Raw genomic sequence first — 21,200 nt, 5'->3', positions numbered from 1 at the left:
CGGGTTTCTTATTACGATTCATTACTCACCCACCAATTCCAACAATTGAGTTTCACTTAACTGCGTAATTCCCAAACTTTGCGCTTTCTCCAACTTAGAACCCGCATCTTCCCCCACAACTAAATAATCTGTTTTCTTACTCACAGATTCCGTCACTTTACCACCATTTTTCTGAATCAAAGCTTTCGCTTCATCGCGTTTCAAAGTTGGTAAAGTACCCGTGATTACAAAAGTTTTACCGGCAAACTTTTGATTTTTATCTGCAACCTCGCTTACTTCCCCAACAAATTGTAACCCGGCAGCTTGCAACCGTTCAATTAAAGTTTGATTTGCAGCAATGTGGAACCACTGATAAACAGATTGAGCAATTTCTGCACCAATACCGTAAACAGTTTCAATATCTGCTTGGTCAGAGTTAGCTAATTTTTCTACGGTGGGAAACTTCTCAGTTAATAATTGGGCATTGACGCTGCCAACGTGACGAATGCCTAAACCATATAATACTCGCGACCAAGGTTGATTTTTACTAAATGCGATCGCACTCACCAATTTTTCTGCTGACTTTTTCCCCATCCGCTCTAATGCACAAAACTTGTCTTCTGTCAAGTCATATAAATCAGCAACCGAATGCACCACACCTTTATCAACAAGTTGATGCACCAGTTTTTCCCCCATACCGCGAATATCCAGCGCATCGCGACTTACCCAATGTTCTATCGCACCCTTGAGGATAGCTGCACAAGAAGCATTCACACAACGAGTTACCGCTTCACCTGTTTCTCGCACTACCGGTTGGTTGCATACTGGACAATGGGTAGGCATAATAAACGGTTTAGTGTCGTCGGGACGAAGTTCTTTGAGTACCCTCAACACTTCCGGGATAATTTCTCCAGCTTTGCGGACGATGACAGTATCGCCGATGCGAATGTCTAATTGGGCAATGCGATCGCTATTATGTAAAGTAGCGCGTGATACAGTCGTTCCGGCAAGTTGCACCGGGCGCATTTCTGCCAAAGGCGTTAACGCGCCAGTTCTGCCGACATTCACCGCAATATTTTCTACGCGGGTAGGTGCTTCTTCGGCTGCGTATTTCAGTGCTACAGCCCAGCGGGGAAACTTTTGCGTAAATCCCAACTGTTCTTGCAGCTTAAAAGAATTCAGCTTTACCACCACCCCATCAGTCATGTAAGCTAAATTCAGCCGTTCTGTATCCCAATGTTGATAATATTCAGCAACTTCGGCAGAAGTTCCACACAAACGCTTGTTTGGGTTGACGCGAAAACCCATTTTTTGCAATAATTCCAAAGCTTCCCATTGAGTATTAGCAATACTTGCGTCATCCAACCCTGGAATGTGCAGCGTGTAAGCAAAAAAATCTAACTGCCGTTGCGCGACAATGCGAGAGTCTAATTGCCGCAGTGTACCAGCGGTAGCGTTGCGAGGATTGGCAAATAATTGTTCACCCGCTGCACTTCTTTGTGAGTTAATTTGCTTAAATACCTCCAAAGGTAAAAACGTCTCACCGCGAACTTCCACCCGTTCAACGTTTTCTAACCCGGACATATTCAACCGCAAGGGAATTGAGCGAATTGTTCGCACATTTTGGGTAATATCTTCACCAGTTACACCATCACCTCTAGTCGCTCCTCTGACTAAAACGCCATTTTCGTAAGTTAGAGCTAAAGCATTTCCATCAATTTTCAGTTCGCAGACATATTCTACCGCATCTATGTTCGGTGCTTGACGTCGCCAACGCCGATCCCAAGCTTGCAATTCATCAACATTAAAGGCATTCTCCAAACTGTAGAGGGGAATGTTGTGCCGCACCGAGGTAAACTGTGTAGCTGGCTTTTCACCCACGCGCTGAGTCGGACTATCTGGGGTGACAACTTCTGGGTGTTCAGTTTCCAGTTGTTGCAATTCTCGATATAGGCGATCGTAAACTGTATCCTCCATTATGGGAGAATCGAGGACGTAATAGGCATAGCTAGCTTGTTGTAGTAATTGCCGCAGTTCTTGAACTCGCTGTTTAACCTTCAACGTCAATGATTCCACGGAGTCGCTCTCCACTTAAAAAATCCAAATTTTCATATTCGTTTTACTTTTAGCATTTTGCACAGCCTCTGACATCAGCATTTAGGATAGCCTCGTAAATTCGTAGTGAGCGGTTTACCGCTCAGATCAAAGATTTTAAGGGCTAAAGCCCTTACTACATTTTAACTTCTAACTCTTTAACGGAATTTGAATCACAAATTCTGTACCATTCCCCACAGATGAAATACATTGTAACGTTCCGCCGTGCTTCTCGGTGATAATTTGGTTGCTAATAGAAAGTCCTAATCCACTACCTTTACCTTCTGGTTTAGTTGTGAAGAAAGGTTGAAATATCTGGCTTTGCACTGACTCTGATATCCCCATTCCGTTGTCGGAAATTTGAATTGTTACTTGCTCTTTGTCTATGGTGGTGCGAATGCGAATTAGTCCGAATCTGCGAGAAGCCGTAGAAAATGCGTCTATGTCTTTTATTGGTTCCTCAATCGCATCAATCGCATTTGAGATTAAATTCATAAACACTTGATTGAGTTGTACGGGGTAGCATTTAATTTTAGGTAAATTGCCATATTCTTTAATTACATTAATAGTGGGACGTTTGGGTAAAGCTTTAAAACGGTGCTGCAAAATCATCAAACTAGTTTCTAACCCTTCATGAATATCAACAGCCTTTTTCTGTTCTCCATCCACCCGTGAAAAATTTCGTAGCGATTGCATGATTCCTTGAATGCGTTCAGTACCAAGTTTCATTGAAGAAATCACTTTCGGCAAATCTTGCAGTACATGCTCTAAATCCATCGCCTTAATGTTATCTTCAATTTCGTACCCAGGTGTGGGAAACTTTTTTTGGTAGAGCTTCACTAAGTTAATTAAATCTTGGATGTAGTGGTCAGCGTGATATAAGTTAGTAGAAATAAAGCCGACGGGATTGTTAACTTCATGAGCCACGCCGGTAACTAGCTGCCCTAAAAAGGAGATTTTTTCAGTATGGACTAACTGTAATTGAGTTTTTTTGAGTTCTTCTAAAGCTTGAGAAAGTTCAGCAGTGCGTTCTTTAACTCTTTGCTCTAATTGCTGTTTTTGTTCGTCTAACTCTAATTTGAGTTGTCGCAATTTTAAGTGTAATTTAATTCTGGCTAAAACTTCTTTTTGATTAAATGGCTTCGTAATGTAATCTACTGCTCCTAAACTTAGCCCTTTAACTTTTTCTACGGAATCAGAAAGAGCAGTTATAAAAATAATCGGAATTTCTTGAGTAGATGGATTTGCTTGCAATCTCCGACAAGTTTCAAAACCATCTATTCCAGGCATCATTACATCTAGCAATATCAAATCAGGTGGATTATTTTTTACTTGCTCAATTCCACTGTTTCCGTCCATTTCAACTATAACTTCATAGCCAGCATTCTCTAAAGTAGCGTGAAGAACTTGTAGATTGGTTGGGCTATCATCAATAACTAATATTGTCTCAATATTATGGAGAGTGTTGCTTGTGCTTTCAGTTAATAAGTCGTTTGTTTGGTTATGTAAATTAATCATTGTAGTTTTTAATTTAATTGCTTATTTTGATACTAATTTAACGTGAGTTCGTTCTTATTTGATTTGACCCCTCTGGTAAACCTCTCCCCGCTTGCCTAACGGCAGGCTGACGCCAACGGGGAGAGGCTTAAAATCTTTATTATTGCGTTGCTCCTTCCTCTCCTTATAGGAGCGAAAAGTTTGAGCGGAGGTTTCCTCCGTTCGCCCTTGGCGTTGCCGTTGGCGAAGCCTCTCGAAGAGAAGGCATCAAAGCTTTTCAAGAGAGAGGGAGGTTGGGTGGGAGAGGTCAGTCGAACTCACGTTAATTTATATGATTTTGTAGAAACTCACGTATTTTTTTTATGTTAAAACTTTTGACAAGTTGATTTAAGTGGTTAACAAAAGGTTTATAGGTTTCATCCATTTTGTAAATTTTTTCCAATTCTTTTTGAATTCCTTTGATTTGTCCTTTTTTTGCATATTCTATGAGCATTGCCAAATCGTCAACTGGTGGGACAATGATTTCACCTGTTGTTTGTGGTTTAGGCGATACTCCCGGAGAAAGTGGCTGATGCGATCGCACTTTTTCTTTTTGCGCTTCTGCGTAAATCCAACTCAGTTTTAAGTGCTTTGACAAAAGGCGATAAATTTCCGCTGCTTGCACCGGTTTTGCCAAAAAATCATCACCTACTGCTACTTGATTTTTTTGTCGGTTTATATCAAAAATACTTGCCGAATAAATAATAAATATTGTCTCTTGAAACTTTTGGTTTGTTCGCAGTTGCTTAAGCATTTCCCACCCATCGATTATAGGCATTTCTAAGTCAGATATAATCAAATCTGGATAATAAAGACTTGCTTGTTCTAAGCCTGATTCACCGTTAGCAGCTTCAATTATAGTAAAACCCAAGGGTTCTAAAAGATTGACAATTACTGAGCGATTTTCCCAACTGTCATCGACAATCATAATTTTTTTTCTGGAACCAGAGTAACCAGTGATTCTCCCGCCACTTGTGATAGTATTACTCTCTGTCCAATTATCAGGTATTAAAAATTCTATTTCAAACTCAAATACACTACCTACACCAAACTTACTTTTTACTTTAATGGAACTACCCATAAGTTCGACGATTTTCTGGCTAATAGCTAGTCCTAATCCTGTGCCTTCTGTTTGATGTGTGCTATCTCCTAGCTGTTCAAAGGGTAAGAATATCTTCTCTATTTGTGTAGGACTCATGCCAACCCCTGTATCTTGAATTTTAAATTTAATTTTGGTAATTGGGAATTGGGAATGGGGAGTGGGGAGTGGGGAGTGGGGAGTGGGGAGTGGGGAATGGGGAGTTGGGAATTCTTCTTTTCTATTACCTATTACCGATTCGCTATTACCTATTACCGATTTTCTATTACCAATTACGGATTCCCTATTACCAATTACCGATTTGCTATTACCAATTACCTCTACTTGAAAAGTTACTCCTCCATTGTCTGTAAATTTAATCGCATTACCAAGTAAATTAATCAGGACTTGTCGCAGTCGCTTGTCGTCAGCAGTGACACCTGTTGGTAAATTTGCAGCAGGTTGGTAAATAAATTCGATGTTTTTTTCTTCAGCTTTAAAGCGACAAATTTCTACAACTCCTTGTAGCAAAGAGGGTAGATAAAAATCTGTCGGACGCAGTTCCATTTGGTGAGCTTCTATTTTGGAGATGTCTAAAATATCATTTATTAATGTTAATAAATTTAAACCACATGAGCGAATAATGCCAATGCCATGTTTTTCTTCTTCTGTTAGGGTTTTGGAGTTTTCTAGGATTTGAGCGTAGCCTAAAATGCCGTTAAGTGGGGTTCTCAGTTCGTGGCTCATGTTTGCGAGAAATTCGCTCTTGGCATTATTGGCAATATCAACTGCTATTTTGGCTTCTTTTTGCTTTGATAAAAGAATTGTTATCTGGTGAATCAGTTGATTGAAATAAGCTGTTAATAATCCTATTTCGTCAGTTGTGGTAATAGGTGTTTCCACATTTAATTCTGGGGTTGCTTTTTGAGCAACATCAGTTAATGCTTTTAGAGGAGAAGCGATCGCCTTACTTATATACATAATAAAATAAGTAGCGATCGCTATCGATATTATGAGAGTTACAAAAATAATTACTTTGAAGATAATTTCTCTGTGATAATTAGCAACTTCGGACAATTCTTCTTGTTTGTCAGCAGTTTCTATCACAAGTGCTAGGTCATCAAAAAAAATATTTTTATTGACATTTGTATCGTTATCTGCTAAATAGTTTAGCAATTTATTTGCTTTCAAAACATCTTCATGCTCTATATTTGCCGGGTCAATTTTATCCAAGGTAGCTTGTAAATCTTGGGCAAATTGTTCAAATGTGCCGTTATACTTTACAAGTAGCGGCTTTAGGGATGTTATCGAAGAAGTTGACGCTGATAAATTGAGAGAGGACAGCAATATCTTAACTTTAGCAATACGCTGAATCGCCGTTGTTTTTGCTTTCTGAAACTCTTTCGGTTTTCGCAGATAAGGAGCAAACTCTTTAACTGGTTCAAATTCTAAACTAGCCGAGCGCAAGTTATACAAAAGCTTACGCTCTTTGCGAATACTCATTCTCTGCTTGTTAGCTGCCTGCTGGTAATAATTACCGATAGTTAAGCCAGTAAGAGTGGGAGCAACGACAATGGTGAGAGCGATCGCATAGCCAATGCTAATCTTATTGCTGATACTGAGTCTGCTAATTATCTGACGCATCGCAGGCAAAAAGTTAAATAAAGCTACTTGCTTTCTTCGATCGGAATCGATAATCTGACGATCTAATTGAGTTGAGTCATTGATTTTGGGAGGTCGCATGTACGTATATAATCAACAGCGGATGCATTATGAGTGCATTTTTTGAGAATGTTAATTATATAGTTCCCAAATGTAAGTTAAGAATTCACATATTTGTAATGTTTTCCTGGTTCGTAGTGAGCGGTTTACCGCTCGTTGCTGAGGATTTTAACGGCTAAAGCCGTTACTACGTTAAGGAACGTTTATTTATGCACATTTACTTACAAATTATGTTATGGGAATAGCGATCGCTAACTCTGTCCCTTCTCCCAAGACTGACTCACAACTCAAAAAGCCTCCATGTTTTTCTACCACTATCTGACGACTGATAGATAAGCCTAAACCTGTACCTTTGCCAACTGATTTAGTAGTAAATAAATAATCAAAAATTTTTGATTTAGCTTCTGATGATATACCTTTGCCATTATCTTTAATTTTAATGATGAGATTTTGATTATCAATAGATTCTGTTTTAATAGTAATAATATTAGGTACTTGTTCTATATCAGCAAAACTGCGCCCTTGACTAGATTCATCTAATGCGTCTATTGCGTTTGCTATAATATTCATAAATACTTGATTTAATTGCCCCAAATAACATTTAACTAAAGGCAACTTTCCATATTGTTTAATTATTTTAATTGCTGGACGAGTATCATTTGCTTTCAAGCGATGTTGCAAAATCATCAAAGTGCTATCGATGCCTTCGTGGATATCAGCTAATACCTTATAAGTAGTATCGGCACGGGAAAAAGTTCGCAGAGAATTGCTAATATCACGTATACGTTTCGTTCCTAATTTAGCTGAATCAATTATTTTTGGTATGTCTTCAATCAAAAACTCTAAATCTATTTTTGCTGCATGAACCTCAATTTCTGGATGCTCACAATGTTGCTGGCATAGTTGCAAGTGTTCCAGCAAATCGTGAAAGTATTCTTCAATGTGGTCAACATTACCTGAAATACAACTGAGTGGGTTATTAATTTCGTGAGCAATACCAGCCACCAACTGACCGAGAGCAGACATTTTTTCACTTTGTACTAATTGAATTTGAGCTTGTTTTAGGTCGTTTAGAGATTCAGAAAGTTCAGCCGTTCGCTGTGTTACTCGTTGCTCTAACTCTTCTGTGAATTGCTTAAGTTGAATATTTTGTTCTTCCAGCTTCTTGGTTAAATTTCGCATTTTTAAATGCAGGCAAACACGAGCTATAACTTCTTCTTGCTGAAACGGTTTCGTGATATAATCTACGGCTCCTAAATTAAAACCTTTGACTTTATCTGCCGTATCATGTAATGCCGTCATAAAAATCACAGGAATGTCATGAGTTAGTGGATTATCCTTCAGTTTTTCACAGGTGACAAAACCATCAATTCCTGACATTTGAACATCTAATAAAATTAGGTCTGGTGGGTCATATGTACTTTGCTTGAGAGCATTTTCACCGCTCGTTGCTACAGCAATTTCCAAGCCCGCATCAATCAAAGCTTCCGATATTACTGCTAAGTTAGTGGGGTTATCGTCCACAATTAAAATAATGTTATTTTCTAAGTTATGCATCAGAAAATGATTAACTAAATTTAGTTATTCGTCAAATATTGCTGAATAAAAACTTGAATTTGTTCTATTTTAAAGCTCTTGGCTAATTGTCTAATTTCTTGAGCAAATAAAGTAAGTTTTTCATCTGATTGGGCAAGCCGATCAACCTGGTCTTGTATAGCTTTAACGCGACCTTTCAAAGCTAACTCGTACAATCGAGATAAATCTTCGGCGGGCGATTGACCAAGAACTCCTAATTCATTGACTGCTGACTCGTGTACTTTTTGGTTCAACTCACCGGATGCGATCGCTTCCGAGGCTTTACTTAGCCGTAAAATTGGTTGGGTAATCCAGCACGATGTATACATGCCCAGCAAACTCGCTAACACCAATGCCCCCAAACATAGTAAAATCGTCATGCGGGTGTTGGCATTAATTTGCCCTATAAAGTCAGATTCGGGAACGGCAATAACTACCAGCCAATCTAACCCCCATTCATCTTGCCAAGGTGTTACCTGAATAAACTGCCGCTGACCATTAACTAAAAAGTCAAGTTGCTGGCTATTCTTGATTTTGCTCAAGTCACCGAAATGCTGTGTTAAGTATTTCGCGCTTGCTTGAACTAAGGCATCACTGCTATCTATTGCTTTGAGTCGTTGTGGTTTCTTACCTACAATTGTGTAAGGCTTCTCGCTGCTGGAGGTGGCAACTATTAAGCCGTTACGCTCTAAAATAAAAGTTTTACCGTTGGGACTAACTTTTAATTGGCACAAAAAATCCCTTATCAGTGAAAGACGCTGGTCAATACCAATAACACCTATCAAGTTTTTATTTTTATCATAGACTGGACTGTTCGCAGAGACGGATAAGATTTCTGGTGCAGTTTCCCATTGATAAATCTGGCTCCATATCGGTTTACCTGCCTTGACTGTCTCTGCATACCAAGCTTCTTTCTGAAATTTGTAGTCGGGGAAACTAGAACTCAGCTTGATACGATTGCCTTGGTTATCTGTTTGGTAGGTGTAGCTATTATTGTTGCCGTATCGCTTTGGAGAAACATAATCAACAACGATGGCAGTATTTTCCATGTAATATCCAGAGCCAGAAAATTCACCTAATTTAGAGCCAAAGCTAATATAACCAACGTTATATAACTGCATTTGCTTCCAGAAGTAATGCGAAATACCTTCTAAATCTTGCGGATCTAGCAAACCCAAATCGAAAGCATCGCCATTAACTTGAGCCAAATGTCGAGCCGTTTCCAGGTAGCTATCAAGGTGTTGATCGATACGCGAACTGACTTCACCCCGCAGTCGCGAAGCAAGTTCGTTAACTGCTCTCTGCCCATTACGTAACGATAGATACCCGGTCAATCCGACGGCAGCAAAGATTTGCAGCACAAAAGGAACGACAAGAATCAGGCGTAGTGATAATTTTCGTAATTTATTGATACCGAAATTTTTCGTAAGTTTAAGTAGCATTACTAGCTGGTAAGCAGTTGGAAAGTTAGCTAATTACATAGTTCCCAAATTTGAGTTGATGATTTGCATTCAGTAAACTAATTGTCGTAAAGACGTTCCATCGGAACGTCTCTACAATACGATCCAATCCATCTATCCTATAAGTAGAATTATTTGAAGGCTTCGGATAAAAATATGAGAGTTTGGCTTGCCTGCTTTTTCGTGCTGTTTGCCCTAGCAAAATTGTTTGACTGGGTGCAAGAACTTTCTCTACCGCTACCAATTTATATTTTGGGTGGGGCTTTTTTAGCTGTTGCTTCTAACTACGATAAGATTGTCGGCTCTTACTTCAGCGATGCTATTAATGAAGCGCAACCCGAACAATCTCAGTTAGATGCATCTTCTGTGGAAAAAGTCAATACATAGTTATGAAAATATAAATAATTAATGTAGTAAGCACTTCAGTGCTTAAAATCCTTGCTATGAGCGGTAAACCGCTCACTACGAACTAGGGGTCATGAATTCAACACTCGGTCGTTTGAGCGAAGTTGCCACACTGTTTTTCAAGTTGGGTATCATCGGTTTCGGGGGTCCGGTTGCTCATATCGCGATGATTGAATCGGAGGTAGTCAAGCGGCGTCAGTGGATGACACGAGAGCATTTTCTTGACTTACTTGGAGCAACTAATTTGATTCCGGGTCCAAATTCTACAGAAATGGCGATTCATGTAGGATATGTCTACGCTGGATGGCTGGGGCTGATTGTTGCGGGTGTTTGCTTTATTTTACCTGCGGTGTTAATTACAGGTGTATTTGCCTGGATTTATGTTAACTATGGCAATTTGCCCCAAGTCGCTCCTTTACTATATGGAATTAAGCCTGCTGTTTTAGCAGTGATTTTGGATGCGCTTTGGCGTTTGGGAAAAAAAGCTGTAAAAAGTCGTTACTATTTGGCGATCGCCTTGGGTGTAGTAGTCTTATTATTGTTGAAACTCTCGGAAGTGATTGCCCTCTTAATTGGCGGCATCTTAGGTATGATTTGGTTGCGTAGTGGCGATCGCGGCAAAACCCCACCAAGCACAGCAAACTTTCTCATCGCTAATTTAACCACAGGTGCGGCTTTTAAGACAACAGCAGTGAGTGCGGCGACTACTGCACATACAATAACAAATGTCTCTTTGTGGAAGCTGGGTTTATTTTTCCTGAAAGTCGGTAGTGTGTTGTTTGGTGGTGGTTTTGTGTTGGTAGCGTTTTTGGAAGGTGGATTAGTTCAGGAATACGGCTGGTTAACGCAACAACAGTTACTCGATGCGATCGCGATCGGTCAATTTACCCCAGGACCGGTTCTTTCTACCGCTACCTTTATCGGTTACGTCATTGCAGGTGTTCAAGGTGCTATAGTGGGAACGGTGGGAATTTTCCTGCCGTCGTTTTTCTTCACGGCTATTCTTAATCCGCTTGTTCCTCGGTTACGCGCTTCAAAATGGACAAGTGCCTTTCTTGATGCGGTGAATGTCAGTGCTGTAGCGTTGATGGTTGTTGTTACTTTAGAATTAGCAGCAGCGACTTTAATACCAAAAGCTGCGTATGTGGACTTTTTAGCTGTGGCGATCGCTATTATCTCAGCCGTTTTGCTGATTCGTTTCCGCATCAATGCTGCATGGCTAGTTTTTGGTGGTGCTTTTATCGGCTGGGTAGCTTCGCTTTTAGGTTACACCCGTTGACCCCCAGAGCGAATACGAACAGCTGAAACTGTGTCAACAACTTCATACTTCAAACTTTAGATGACTAAGTACAACGAGAGCATAAGTACGAGCACGAAAAAATGAATAAAAACTTATAAAACCATTAAAATCTTCATACACTAATTTTAAGGAGAATTGGGTCATTGGCAGATTTTTATAATTTGTACAAGTTGCAACCAGCAAAGTTGTGAATAAACGGAATAATATATTTAGCCATAAAGTCATGACAGCCAAAGAGGAATTACCACAACTGCAACTTTCCCAAACCTCAGATTTGATCGGAACTGTCTCATTATTTGTCGCGCTGATTCCTATATCATTAGCACCAGTCTTGGTCAAATTATGCGAACGCGAAATTGGAGCAAATGCTGTAGCATTTCATCGCGCTTGGATCGCCACAATCGTTTTCGGTTTTTTCAGCGGACTTGAAGCTTTTCAGTCTCAAAAGTCTGATGAGCAACCGATAGAACACAAGCCTTTGACCAGACGAGAACTGGCACTATTGTTCTTGATGGGAACTGCGGGAGCTACATACTCAATCCTGTGGGCTTGGTCGGTGACTCAAACCAGCGTTGCTAACGTGGCTTTACTGTCTAATATGAACTCCTTATTCGTCGGCTTGGCGGGGTATTTTTTATTCGGTCGGCGGTTCGATAACAAATTCATTATTGGTATGCTTATAGCGGTATGTGGAGCGATCGCCTTGGAAATCAATAAGGTGCAATTTGCCACTGACCAAATACTTGGTGATGCGCTCGCTTTACTAACTGCGATTTTCATCGCCACGTATATGATGTTGGTAGAACGCTTAAGAAACCGATTTAGCACTGCCACAATTATGCTGTGGCGCTGCGGAGCCACAACCGCGTTTCTGTTACCTGTCCTACCCCTAGTAGAAAATAGGTTGTTTCCTTATACTGGGATCGGGTGGTTTTTCATAATTTTCCAAGCCCTTTTCTGCCAGGTGTTTGGTCAAGCACTTGTGGCTTACAGCCTCAGTAAATTATCCTCAGGAGTCGTCGCCGTGACGCTGCTCCTAGAGCCAGTTATTGCCTCTTTTTTTGCTTGGCTCATTTTCAATGAAAAGGTCAGTTCCTTTGACGAAATAACTTTTGTGGTCATTTTATTAGGTATATATTTAGCCCAGTCCAGTCAATCTGCCATTAAACCAACAAATTAAAGAGATTGATTATATGATAATTTCTTTTCCAACTAAACTGGGTATACAATATCTTAATAATGTTATTTAATTCTTATAGTAAGTCAGCGATCGCCCTGACAATCTGTTTCATCGGTGTGTTCGCGATTTCCTTTGGCTCTATCTTTGCCAAACTTTGTAGTCCCGATCTAACTCCTCAAGGAATTGCCTTTAGTCGCTTGCTGGTGGCAGCGATCGCCTTTAGTCTATGGACAGGGGGCAAAACAGTTTATCAACGCCTGCAATCCGAGCCTGTTGAAAATACGCCCCATCATCCCATGACTCTGCTGCTGCTGCCTTTGGCAGGAATACTTTGGGTGATGACCTTAGCCACTATGTATTGGGCTTTAGACCAAACCAGTGTTGCCATTACAACGGCGCTGCATAATCTGGCACCAATTTTCACTAGTTTGGGTGCTTGGTGGCTGTGGGGACAAAAGTTTGATCGCCGATTTTTGTTGGGTTTGAGTTTAGCGATCGCTGGAGTATTCATCTTGGAGTTGGGAGAGATGCAAATAGACGCCAGTCGGGTGCAAGGCGATGGCTTTGCCATTCTCTCTGCTGTTTTGTTAGCTGCGTACCTGCTGATTTTGGAATATCTCCGCACTCAATTTTCTCCTACCACAATCCAACTGTGGGTCTGTAGCACAGGTGCATTAGCTAGCTTACCACTCCTATTATTAAACCACGAACCAGTTTTTCCCCAGTCTTCCCAAGCTTGGTTCGCTATCCTATCCCTGGCGGTGGTTTGTCAGTTTTTCGGACATGGACTGTTAACATTCAGCCTCACTTCTCTATCATCTGTAACGGTTTCTCTGGTTCATCTCCTAGAACCCGTCTTCAGTGTATTCCTTGCTTGGGTGATTTTTTGGGAATATCTGAGTTTTTGGACTTGGGTTGGCTTTGTGGTGGTACTAGCCGGGTTATATCTTACGGTTTTAGGCGAAATGCCGAGAGATACCCTAGTACTCGACCAACCCAAAAATCACGGGTGAAGGCAGGCTGTTCTTGAGCAGGGGAGTTGGGGAAGCTGTTCTTGAGAAAAGAGCTTTTTCTTCTTACCATTAACAAGCACAAAGTTGACTTGCCAGACTACTAGAATCAGATCTAGAGTGTAAACTACTAGCCAGAAAATTTATCAGCGATATAGTGCAACCATTGATACCAAAGATAGTAATTATAAGTACTAGTGGAACGTGATTCAAAGAAACCGCAGAGGTAGATTGCATGACCATTGAAACAGCCACCAAATATTACATAGCCAAGAAACCAGTACGCCATAAAGTATTAGGAGAAATGTTTATTGTCGATTTGTACCCGTCTAGAGTTGGCAGTGTGCGGGTAAAACTTCCCAACGGTGTAGAGATGGATTGTCAGCTAGAGTTTCTAGACCCCACGTAATGAGGGAGGGGGGAGGGGGAGAGGGGGGGAGGGGGTTTTGTTAGTATAGCCCCAGGCTAAAGCGCAGCTAGGGCAAAGACGATGACAGATAATATTATTCAACAACAAATCGCGTATTATCGTGCCAGAGCAAACGAATATGATGAGTGGTTTTATCGGCTTGGTCGCTACGATCGCGGCGAAGAATTCAACCAGCGCTGGTTTGACGAGGTTGCTGTTGTCAAAAGCGCGTTACATCAACTTCAAGCCGCAGAGAACATCTTAGAATTAGCCTGTGGAACAGGTATCTGGACGCAAGAACTTGTAAAGATTGGCAAGAAAATTACTGCGATAGATGCTTCAAAGGAAGTAATTGAAATTAATCGCAAAAAGTTACTTTCATTTCCTGTGAAATATCATCAACTTGATTTATTCACATGGGAACCGGATATTGAATATGATTTGGTATTTTTTGCTTTTTGGCTTTCTCATGTACCACCAGCATTACTTGATTTGTTTTTGACGAAAGTTTATAACTCTGTTCGCGTTGGCGGACAAGTTTTTTTGGTAGACTCACGCTTTGAGCCTACATCCACAGCCAAGAATCATATTTTTGAATCCGACAAAAACATTTATCAAACCCGGAAGTTAAATAATGGTGAAGAATTTCAGATAGTCAAGATTTTTTATCAGCCTGATGAACTTTATAACAAGTTGCTAAAAGTTGGATTTCAGGCTGATATCAAGGTAACGAACAATTATTTTATTTATGCAAATGGAACAAAAATTTAGTATTTTCGTTACTGTATCAGGGTAAGCGAGGAACGCAGATTTAGTCTGAGGAGACGTAGCGATCGCATCCAAATTTTTGCCGATTGCTCAAAGAATGTAAAAATATCACCGTAACCGACGTTAGTTTTTTGATGATGTAGCCAATGTCTCTCAGGAGTAGTGATATATAAAACCTGACACAGCATCTTCAAAAACTTAGGAGTTTCCCAACCCAAGACACTTATATGTCTCCACCATACATGAAACTGACCAAAAAGCAACCCACAAATAACACCAACGGGAGAGAAAGTCCACAGAAATATTGCTAGCAGCAAATATGGCAAAGCACCCAAAATACCATCTAAAAGAACCTGGAAATTGAAAGTTAAAATTGCATAGTGGCGAAAGTTTTTCTTCCAAGAATGGTGCGTTTGCAAGTGAAGCCTACCAAAAACATGCTCTGGTATATGGTATAAGAAGGTAGAAAAAAAATCGCCAAAAAATAATAGTAGCCAAGCAACAGCGATCGCCTCAAGCATTTGTACTCCTAAGATTCTGTATCGTTATTCTTTTTTTAGATAAAAAGATGCTTAGTTTAGCAATAATCCATTGCTTTGAGTCTGATGGTACAAAGAACGTTGATTATTGCATACATCTAAAAAACGACAGGATTTAGGTAGTTTATCTAAAATGACAAGAACAAAGTAAGTCAATAACAGTAAAGGTTTAGTTAAAAATTGTCAAAATTTGAGTTAATTTACCGGAATGCACCCTTACAGAATGTCGGGTAGAAATGAAAACACCTGTTTTGTCTGAATTAATAACTTTGATTTATCAAATTAAAAAAAAAATATATTTGCTTTTATCAAAAAGAATTTATAAAGTTAAATCAACCTGCATGTACTAATAAACTGTCAGGATTAATGTGATAAATTTAAAGTTGGGATTATAGCACAAATAGTGTCAACTACAAGTTTAATCTCTCTCATTTTCATCCTGATGGTGTCAATTTAAAGCATTACACCTATGGAACTATCGAGCAAATCTGAATACGCACTTCTAGCTTTGTTAGAGTTGGCAAATTGTTACCCCCGTAACGAATCTCTGCAAATCCAACACATAGCTATGCTACAAAATATACCCCAACGTTATTTAGAACAACTGCTAGCCACATTGAGACGTGGAGGTTTAATTAAAAGCATACGCGGATCGAAGGGCGGTTATATCTTGGCACGAGACCCCCAACAGATTACGCTTTTAGATGTATTAAACTGCATTGAAGGCGTAGAAACTATTTTGACTGATGATACAACATCCAAAACAACAGAAAGTAAAATAATTCAAGATGTCTGGTACGAAGCGCGTCAGGCTGCTAACTCAGTTTGGCAAAAGTATACACTCCAAGACCTTTGCGAACTGCGAGATAGTCGGCGACAGATACAATTTATGTATTACATATAGTTGAGAGCGATCGCATCTGCCTAAATGTCTTTTTTGTCAATATGCGGTTGATAGCAAAATTAATCATTCTCGATTGTCAAATCAGGTTTTTAGATGTTTAATGGAAAAATAAAGTGAAAAATATCTAGTTTTATAGCTTTAGTAAATCGGTTTTTGAAGATGTTTATTGCTCAGTTCATTACGATTATCTGCCTCTACACACCTGATGTAGAGGCTATATTTTTTGTTTGTTAAGAAAGGTATCATATCATGTTCGGATAATTATTTATACTATCCACGGTCAATAAGCACCCCGCCCTCAAATCCCCTCCCCGCAAGCGGGGAGGGGACTTTTGGCGTAAGCCGAAAGGGGGTGGGGTTCCGGGTTATTATAACTAATCAAACGAACTTGGTATCAGTTATTCTCAAAATTATTCATGATATTTAATAGTTTGTAACAAACGATTTATTATATTTATCCGTCAGGTATGATGTACAAAGATATATTTAACAAGCAAAGTTTCAAATAATTTTTTCCAATAAAATTATTGATTTGCATTATTTAAGCAACATTTTGCAAATGAAAATACATAAATGTCAGCAAAAAATACTACAAAAGCTGAAATCGCCAATTGGGATATTTTTTGCTGTATTATTGGGCATCATTTTATCGATTCAGCAAGTTTTATCGCAGCAACCAGTAGTTTTGAATTTGTTGATGACTGCGCCTGACGCGCAACCTTGGAAAACGGGTATAGTTAAAGACTTTGAAGCGAAAAATCCGGGAATTCGGATTAACGTTCTCGAAGGACCCAATGCCACAAATTTGCTTGAAGACCTTTATACTTCAGCTTTTATTTTGGGTGATTCTCCTTATGACATAGTGAATATGGATGTCATTTGGACACCGAAATTTGCAGCGGGTGGATGGTTGCGAGACTTGAGCGATCGCATCACACCACAAGAATTAGCCGCATTTTCGCCCAAAGATGTAGAAGCAGGACGAATCGAGGGGAAATTATATCGAATTCCCATGCGAAGCGATGTTGGGGTACTCTACTATCGGGAAGACTTACTCAAGCAACAAGGATTCCAACCGCCAGAAACGATTGCAGATTTACTAAAAATTTCTCAAGCTTTGAAAAAGCAAGGAAAAATTAATTGGGGTTATCTTTGGCAAGGTCGCCAATACGAAGGTGCTGCGGCGATGTTTGTTGAAGTTTTAGAAGGCTTTGGGGGATTTTGGGTAAATCCGAATACGCGAGAAGTTGGGCTAGATCGACCAGAAACATTAAAAGCGATCGCCTTTCTCAAAGAAACAACTAAAAAAGGCATTTCTCCACCTGGAGTCACAACATACATCGAAGAAGATACAAGGCAAATTTTCCAAAGTGGTCAAGCAGCATTTTTACGCAGTTGGCCCTATGTTTGGCCCCTTGCAAATGCCAAAGATTCGCCTATCAAAGGCAAAATTGGAATTAAATCAATGGTTGGTATTGACCCGAAAAGTGGCGCAGGTTGTTTAGGGGGTTGGGGTTTGGGAATTGCCAAATCATCAAAACATCCCGAAGAAGCTTGGAAAGCAATTAAATATTTTACCAGCGAAGAAGCACAGCGGCGATTTATTTTAAATGCCGGTTTTGTACCCAGCCGACGCACATTATTTACAGACCCAGAAATTATCGCCAAATATCCCCACTACCCCAAATTCTTAGAAATAGTTGAGAAAGCGGTTTTACGTCCACCCATAGCCCAATATGCCCAAGCCTCAGACATTTTGCAACGTTATTTAAGTGCCGCTTTAACAAACAGCATGACCCCAGAAAGTGCCATGAAAGCCGCCGCAAATGAAACGCGAAGATTGTTGAAATAGATAGTGGGGCATGGGGCATGGAAAAAATCTCCCATTGCCCATTGCCCATTGCCCATTGCCCAATGCCCATTGCCCAATGCCCAACAACTATCAACCAACAACTATCAACCAACAACCAACAACTAACAAATATGCAAACAATTCGAGGTAGAGAACAACGCACAGCATTAATTTTATTATTGCCCGCTTTGTTAATGCTATTGTTTGTTTTTGGCTACCCCATCGCTCGTGCTTTTTGGTTAAGTTTGTTTACTCAAAATTTGGCAACCAAACTACAACCTGTTTTTTCTGGCTTTGACAATTACGCACGAATGGCAGGAGATGGTCGTTTTTGGCAAAGTTTCTGGACAACTTCAATATTTACTACAGTAACCGTGTTTCTAGAATTAATTCTGGGAATGGGTGTTGCTTTGATTCTCAATCGGCGTTTTTTTGGACGCGGTGTAGTGCGAACGATCGCTATTTTACCTTGGGCTTTGCCAACAGCGCTGATTGGTCTAGCTTGGACGTGGATTTTTAACGATCAATTTGGTGTCGTCAATGATATTTTGCGGCGACTGCATTTAATTCAAGCTGATATAAACTGGTTGGGAGAACCAACACTGGCAATGATAGCGGTAATAGTTGCTGATATTTGGAAAACGACACCTTTTATTAGTATTCTACTATTAGCTAGTTTGCAGTCAATTTCATCAGATTTGTATGAGGCTCATGCCATAGATGGTGCGACACCTTGGCAAAGTTTTCGGCAAATTACGCTACCGTTGTTGATACCGCAAATTCTCATCGCTACATTATTTAGGTTTGCTCAAGCTTTTGGTGTGTTCGATTTGATTGCGGTGATGACTGGGGGAGGTCCTGGCGGTGCAACCGAAGTCGTATCGTTGTATATTTATTCTACCATCATGCGCTACTTAGATTTTGGTTATGGCGCGGCGTTGGTAGTATCTACTTTCATGTTGTTAATTTTTATGGTGGCGATCGCGCTTTTCTTTCTCAACAAATCTCGGAAGTAGAAAGTGGGGAGACAAGGAGACAAGGAGACAGGGGGACAGGGGGACAGGGGGACAGGGGAAGAAATATTTTTATGAGTGACTATTTAGTAATACGTCCTACTAAGCCAAAATATAAAATCTAAAATCTAAAATCGCTATGGCTGTAATTCCTGAAGTAAGTTCTACAAATCCCAAACCTACAACTATGGTAAAAAATCCTATAAAAAATATCTTGTTAGGGATAGCGATCGCTTGTGTGGTAATTTTCTGTTTAGCACCTGTAATGTGGCAGCTTTTGACTTCATTTAAGGTGAATCAAGATATTTCCCAAGTTCCCAGCGTTTACTTTCCGACTCGCATCACCTTCAATCACTACACAGAATTATTTACTCGCCGTCCGTTTTGGCGCTACATTTTAAATAGCGCTTTCGTATCGATTATTTCTACAGCTTTCTCTCTAGCTTTTGGCGCACCTGCTGCTTACGCATTAGCAAGATTGCGTCCTTGGGGTGGAAAATTCATCCTTGCAGGTATTTTGATTATCACCTTATTTCCGGGAATTTTATTGTTTTTGGGACTGTTAGAAATTATTCAAAAGCTGCACTTGGGTAATAATTATTTAGCTTTAATTATTCCTTACACCGCAATCAATTTACCTTTAACAATTTTAGTATTACGTAGCTTCTTTGAACAATTACCAAAAGACTTAGAAGATTCCGCAAAGGTAGATGGATATAACACATTACAAATGCTTTTGCAAATTTTATTACCAATGACAATTCCCGCTTTAGTGACAACAGGAATTCTCACCTTTATATTTGCCTGGAATGAGTTTATCTTCGCCCTGACATTTATTACTCGTGAAGAAATGAAAACAATTCCCGTAGCCGCAGCGCAATTAGGGGGTGCAACCCAATTTGAAATTCCCTACGGTCCAATTGCCGCAGCAACAATTGTCGGGACATTGCCTTTAGTTTTACTCGTTTTGTTCTTCCAGCGCAAGATTATCCAAGGTCTAACGGCTGGTGCTGTTAAGGGATAGAGTTAAAAGTATGGCTAAACTTGAACTAAAAAATTTAAATAAGACCTATAACCCTAAAGTTATTCCAGTTAAAGACATTAGTTTAACTGTCGATGACAATGAATTTCTGACTTTACTCGGTCCTTCTGGCTGTGGTAAGTCTACAACGCTGCGGATGATAGCGGGGTTGGAAGAACCTACCCACGGTCGAATTTTGCTTGGTAGTGAAGATATTACATCGAAACGACCAGGCGATCGCAATATGGCAATGGTTTTTCAAAGCTATGCGCTTTATCCTCACATGACCGTCTTTGAAAATCTTGCCTCTGGACTAAAGCTGAAAAAAACACCCCGCGCAGAAATTCAACAGCGAGTCACAGAAGTATCTCAACTTTTAGGATTAGAAGAATTATTGCAGCGCAAACCCGGTCAATTATCAGGAGGACAACGACAGCGGGTTGCAGTCGGACGAGCATTAGTCCGTCGCGCTCAAGCGTATTTATTAGATGAACCGCTGAGTAATTTGGATGCACTACTCCGCGAAAGAGTCCGCGCAGATATCAAGCAAATATTTTCTACTCAAAAAGCCCCGGTAGTTTATGTTACTCACGACCAAACAGAAGCGATGACGCTTTCCACCAAAGTCGCAGTATTAAACAACGGTTACGTGCAGCAACTCGACCCGCCAGAACGCATCTATAACCATCCCGCTAACTTATTTGTGGCTGGATTTGTTGGCAGTCCGCAAATGAATTTGCTGACATTGCCTTGTCAAGAACGTTACGCAATATTAGGCAATTTCCGCATGAAATTACCAAATATCCCAACAGTTCCACCGCAAATTGTCCTCGGTATCCGTCCAGAAAACGTCCGCATTGCCCGAAGCGAAGATACACAGATTATTCAAGGTCGAGTTTATCTAGTGGAAAACTTGGGTATGCACAATTTGGTCAGCGTGCGTGTTGCCAGTTCTCAGACAGAATCGCCAAATGTACGTGCTTTGTTACCCACAGACCAAAATTGGAGTGATGCCGAAATTACCCTAGCTCTGCCGCCGCAGAATATCCACTGGTTTGATGTTCAGTCGGGGGATGCACTTCGCAGCTGAGCAACGCAAAGCTAGTTATAAGCAAGCCAAATTTTCCGGTATAGGACTTACGCAAAAACTCTCCTCAACTCTTATTTCTCTGTGTCCTCTGCGTCCTCTGCGGTTCGTTTTTTCCTAATTGTGCGTAAGTCCTGGCACTAGTTATGAGCAAGTTAAATTTTCAGGAAATCAACAAACCCGACTTAAAAATTTTGTTGAAAACGACCGAACCGCGTTAATATTACATGATGTTCAATTTGTACAGTGCGTAAGTCATAGTTTAGTA

18 protein-coding genes are annotated in these 21,200 nt (G+C 40.2%); 12 read left to right on the top strand and 6 right to left on the bottom strand.

The features are described 5' to 3' along the window. Positions 1 to 21 precede the first annotated feature (21 nt). The 5 genes from ligA to AABK37_RS01115 all read right to left on the bottom strand — a co-directional run bounded on the left by ligA (position 22) and on the right by AABK37_RS01115 (position 9,426). A complete protein-coding gene (ligA, locus tag AABK37_RS01135; protein ID WP_432549781.1) occupies positions 22 to 2,055 on the bottom strand; it encodes an NAD-dependent DNA ligase LigA in 2,034 nt (677 codons plus the stop codon). Between the two features lie 168 nt (positions 2,056 to 2,223). Continuing rightward, the gene (locus AABK37_RS01130) at positions 2,224 to 3,591 is read right to left on the bottom strand and encodes a hybrid sensor histidine kinase/response regulator (protein ID WP_432549780.1); all 1,368 of its coding nucleotides are present in this window, start codon (positions 3,589 to 3,591) and stop codon (positions 2,224 to 2,226) included. 301 nt (positions 3,592 to 3,892) lie between these two features. Beyond that, positions 3,893 to 6,430, bottom strand: coding sequence for an ATP-binding protein (locus AABK37_RS01125; protein ID WP_432549779.1), 2,538 nt, complete (start codon positions 6,428 to 6,430; stop codon positions 3,893 to 3,895). Positions 6,431 to 6,637: 207 nt separating this feature from the next. Next, on the bottom strand, positions 6,638 to 7,966 hold the full coding sequence (locus tag AABK37_RS01120; protein WP_432549778.1) for a hybrid sensor histidine kinase/response regulator: 1,329 nt from the start codon (positions 7,964 to 7,966) through the stop codon (positions 6,638 to 6,640). Positions 7,967 to 7,986: 20 nt separating this feature from the next. Beyond that, positions 7,987 to 9,426: a PDC sensor domain-containing protein gene (locus AABK37_RS01115; RefSeq protein WP_432549777.1), complete on the bottom strand. Its 1,440-nt coding sequence runs from the start codon at positions 9,424 to 9,426 to the stop codon at positions 7,987 to 7,989. Positions 9,427 to 9,600: 174 nt separating this feature from the next. Between AABK37_RS01115 and AABK37_RS01110 the strand changes: the two genes are divergently transcribed. The 6 genes from AABK37_RS01110 (at position 9,601) to AABK37_RS01085 (ending at position 14,519) form a co-directional block, all read left to right on the top strand. Beyond that, positions 9,601 to 9,831 carry a hypothetical protein gene (locus AABK37_RS01110; protein ID WP_432549776.1) on the top strand — a complete coding sequence of 77 codons (231 nt, stop codon included), beginning with the start codon at positions 9,601 to 9,603 and terminating at the stop codon, positions 9,829 to 9,831. Between the two features lie 91 nt (positions 9,832 to 9,922). Then, positions 9,923 to 11,128 (top strand): chromate efflux transporter, encoded by a 1,206-nt coding sequence (gene chrA / locus AABK37_RS01105; protein WP_432549775.1) that lies wholly within the window; start codon positions 9,923 to 9,925, stop codon positions 11,126 to 11,128. A 244-nt stretch (positions 11,129 to 11,372) separates the two neighbouring features. Next, positions 11,373 to 12,329 carry a DMT family transporter gene (locus tag AABK37_RS01100; RefSeq protein ID WP_432549774.1) on the top strand — a complete coding sequence of 319 codons (957 nt, stop codon included), beginning with the start codon at positions 11,373 to 11,375 and terminating at the stop codon, positions 12,327 to 12,329. Between the two features lie 59 nt (positions 12,330 to 12,388). Continuing rightward, entirely contained in the window at positions 12,389 to 13,342 is a 954-nt protein-coding gene (locus tag AABK37_RS01095; protein ID WP_432549773.1) for a DMT family transporter, read from the top strand. Between the two features lie 232 nt (positions 13,343 to 13,574). After that, complete coding sequence (locus AABK37_RS01090) at positions 13,575 to 13,748, top strand: hypothetical protein (RefSeq protein ID WP_432549772.1); 174 nt, start codon at positions 13,575 to 13,577, stop codon at positions 13,746 to 13,748. An 81-nt stretch (positions 13,749 to 13,829) separates the two neighbouring features. Continuing rightward, the gene (locus AABK37_RS01085; RefSeq protein WP_432549771.1) at positions 13,830 to 14,519 is read left to right on the top strand and encodes a class I SAM-dependent methyltransferase; all 690 of its coding nucleotides are present in this window, start codon (positions 13,830 to 13,832) and stop codon (positions 14,517 to 14,519) included. 8 nt (positions 14,520 to 14,527) lie between these two features. Here AABK37_RS01085 and AABK37_RS01080 read toward each other — a convergent pair whose 3' ends face one another. Further along, on the bottom strand, positions 14,528 to 15,037 hold the full coding sequence (locus AABK37_RS01080; RefSeq protein ID WP_432549770.1) for a fatty acid hydroxylase: 510 nt from the start codon (positions 15,035 to 15,037) through the stop codon (positions 14,528 to 14,530). Positions 15,038 to 15,524: 487 nt separating this feature from the next. Between AABK37_RS01080 and AABK37_RS01075 the strand changes: the two genes are divergently transcribed. From AABK37_RS01075 to AABK37_RS01050, 6 genes are all read left to right on the top strand, one after another. Continuing rightward, positions 15,525 to 15,959 carry an RrF2 family transcriptional regulator gene (locus AABK37_RS01075; protein WP_432549769.1) on the top strand — a complete coding sequence of 145 codons (435 nt, stop codon included), beginning with the start codon at positions 15,525 to 15,527 and terminating at the stop codon, positions 15,957 to 15,959. A 559-nt stretch (positions 15,960 to 16,518) separates the two neighbouring features. Then, positions 16,519 to 17,811, top strand: a complete 1,293-nt coding sequence (locus AABK37_RS01070) for an ABC transporter substrate-binding protein (protein WP_432549768.1) — start codon at positions 16,519 to 16,521, stop codon at positions 17,809 to 17,811. Between the two features lie 3 nt (positions 17,812 to 17,814). Next, a complete protein-coding gene (locus AABK37_RS01065; RefSeq protein WP_432549767.1) occupies positions 17,815 to 17,937 on the top strand; it encodes a hypothetical protein in 123 nt (40 codons plus the stop codon). A 5-nt stretch (positions 17,938 to 17,942) separates the two neighbouring features. Next, positions 17,943 to 18,827: a carbohydrate ABC transporter permease gene (locus AABK37_RS01060; protein ID WP_432549803.1), complete on the top strand. Its 885-nt coding sequence runs from the start codon at positions 17,943 to 17,945 to the stop codon at positions 18,825 to 18,827. A gap of 136 nt (positions 18,828 to 18,963) precedes the next feature. After that, complete coding sequence (locus AABK37_RS01055; RefSeq protein ID WP_432549766.1) at positions 18,964 to 19,848, top strand: carbohydrate ABC transporter permease; 885 nt, start codon at positions 18,964 to 18,966, stop codon at positions 19,846 to 19,848. Positions 19,849 to 19,858: 10 nt separating this feature from the next. Next, complete coding sequence (locus AABK37_RS01050; protein WP_432549765.1) at positions 19,859 to 20,935, top strand: ABC transporter ATP-binding protein; 1,077 nt, start codon at positions 19,859 to 19,861, stop codon at positions 20,933 to 20,935. The last annotated feature ends 265 nt before the right edge of the window (positions 20,936 to 21,200 follow it).

It is taken from the genome of Tolypothrix sp. VBCCA 56010 (assembly GCF_050875635.1).
GTDB lineage: Bacteria > Cyanobacteriota > Cyanobacteriia > Cyanobacteriales > Nostocaceae > Hassallia.
The sequence above is the reverse complement of the archived record's forward strand: the minus strand, read 5'-3'. Positions and strand labels throughout refer to the sequence as shown.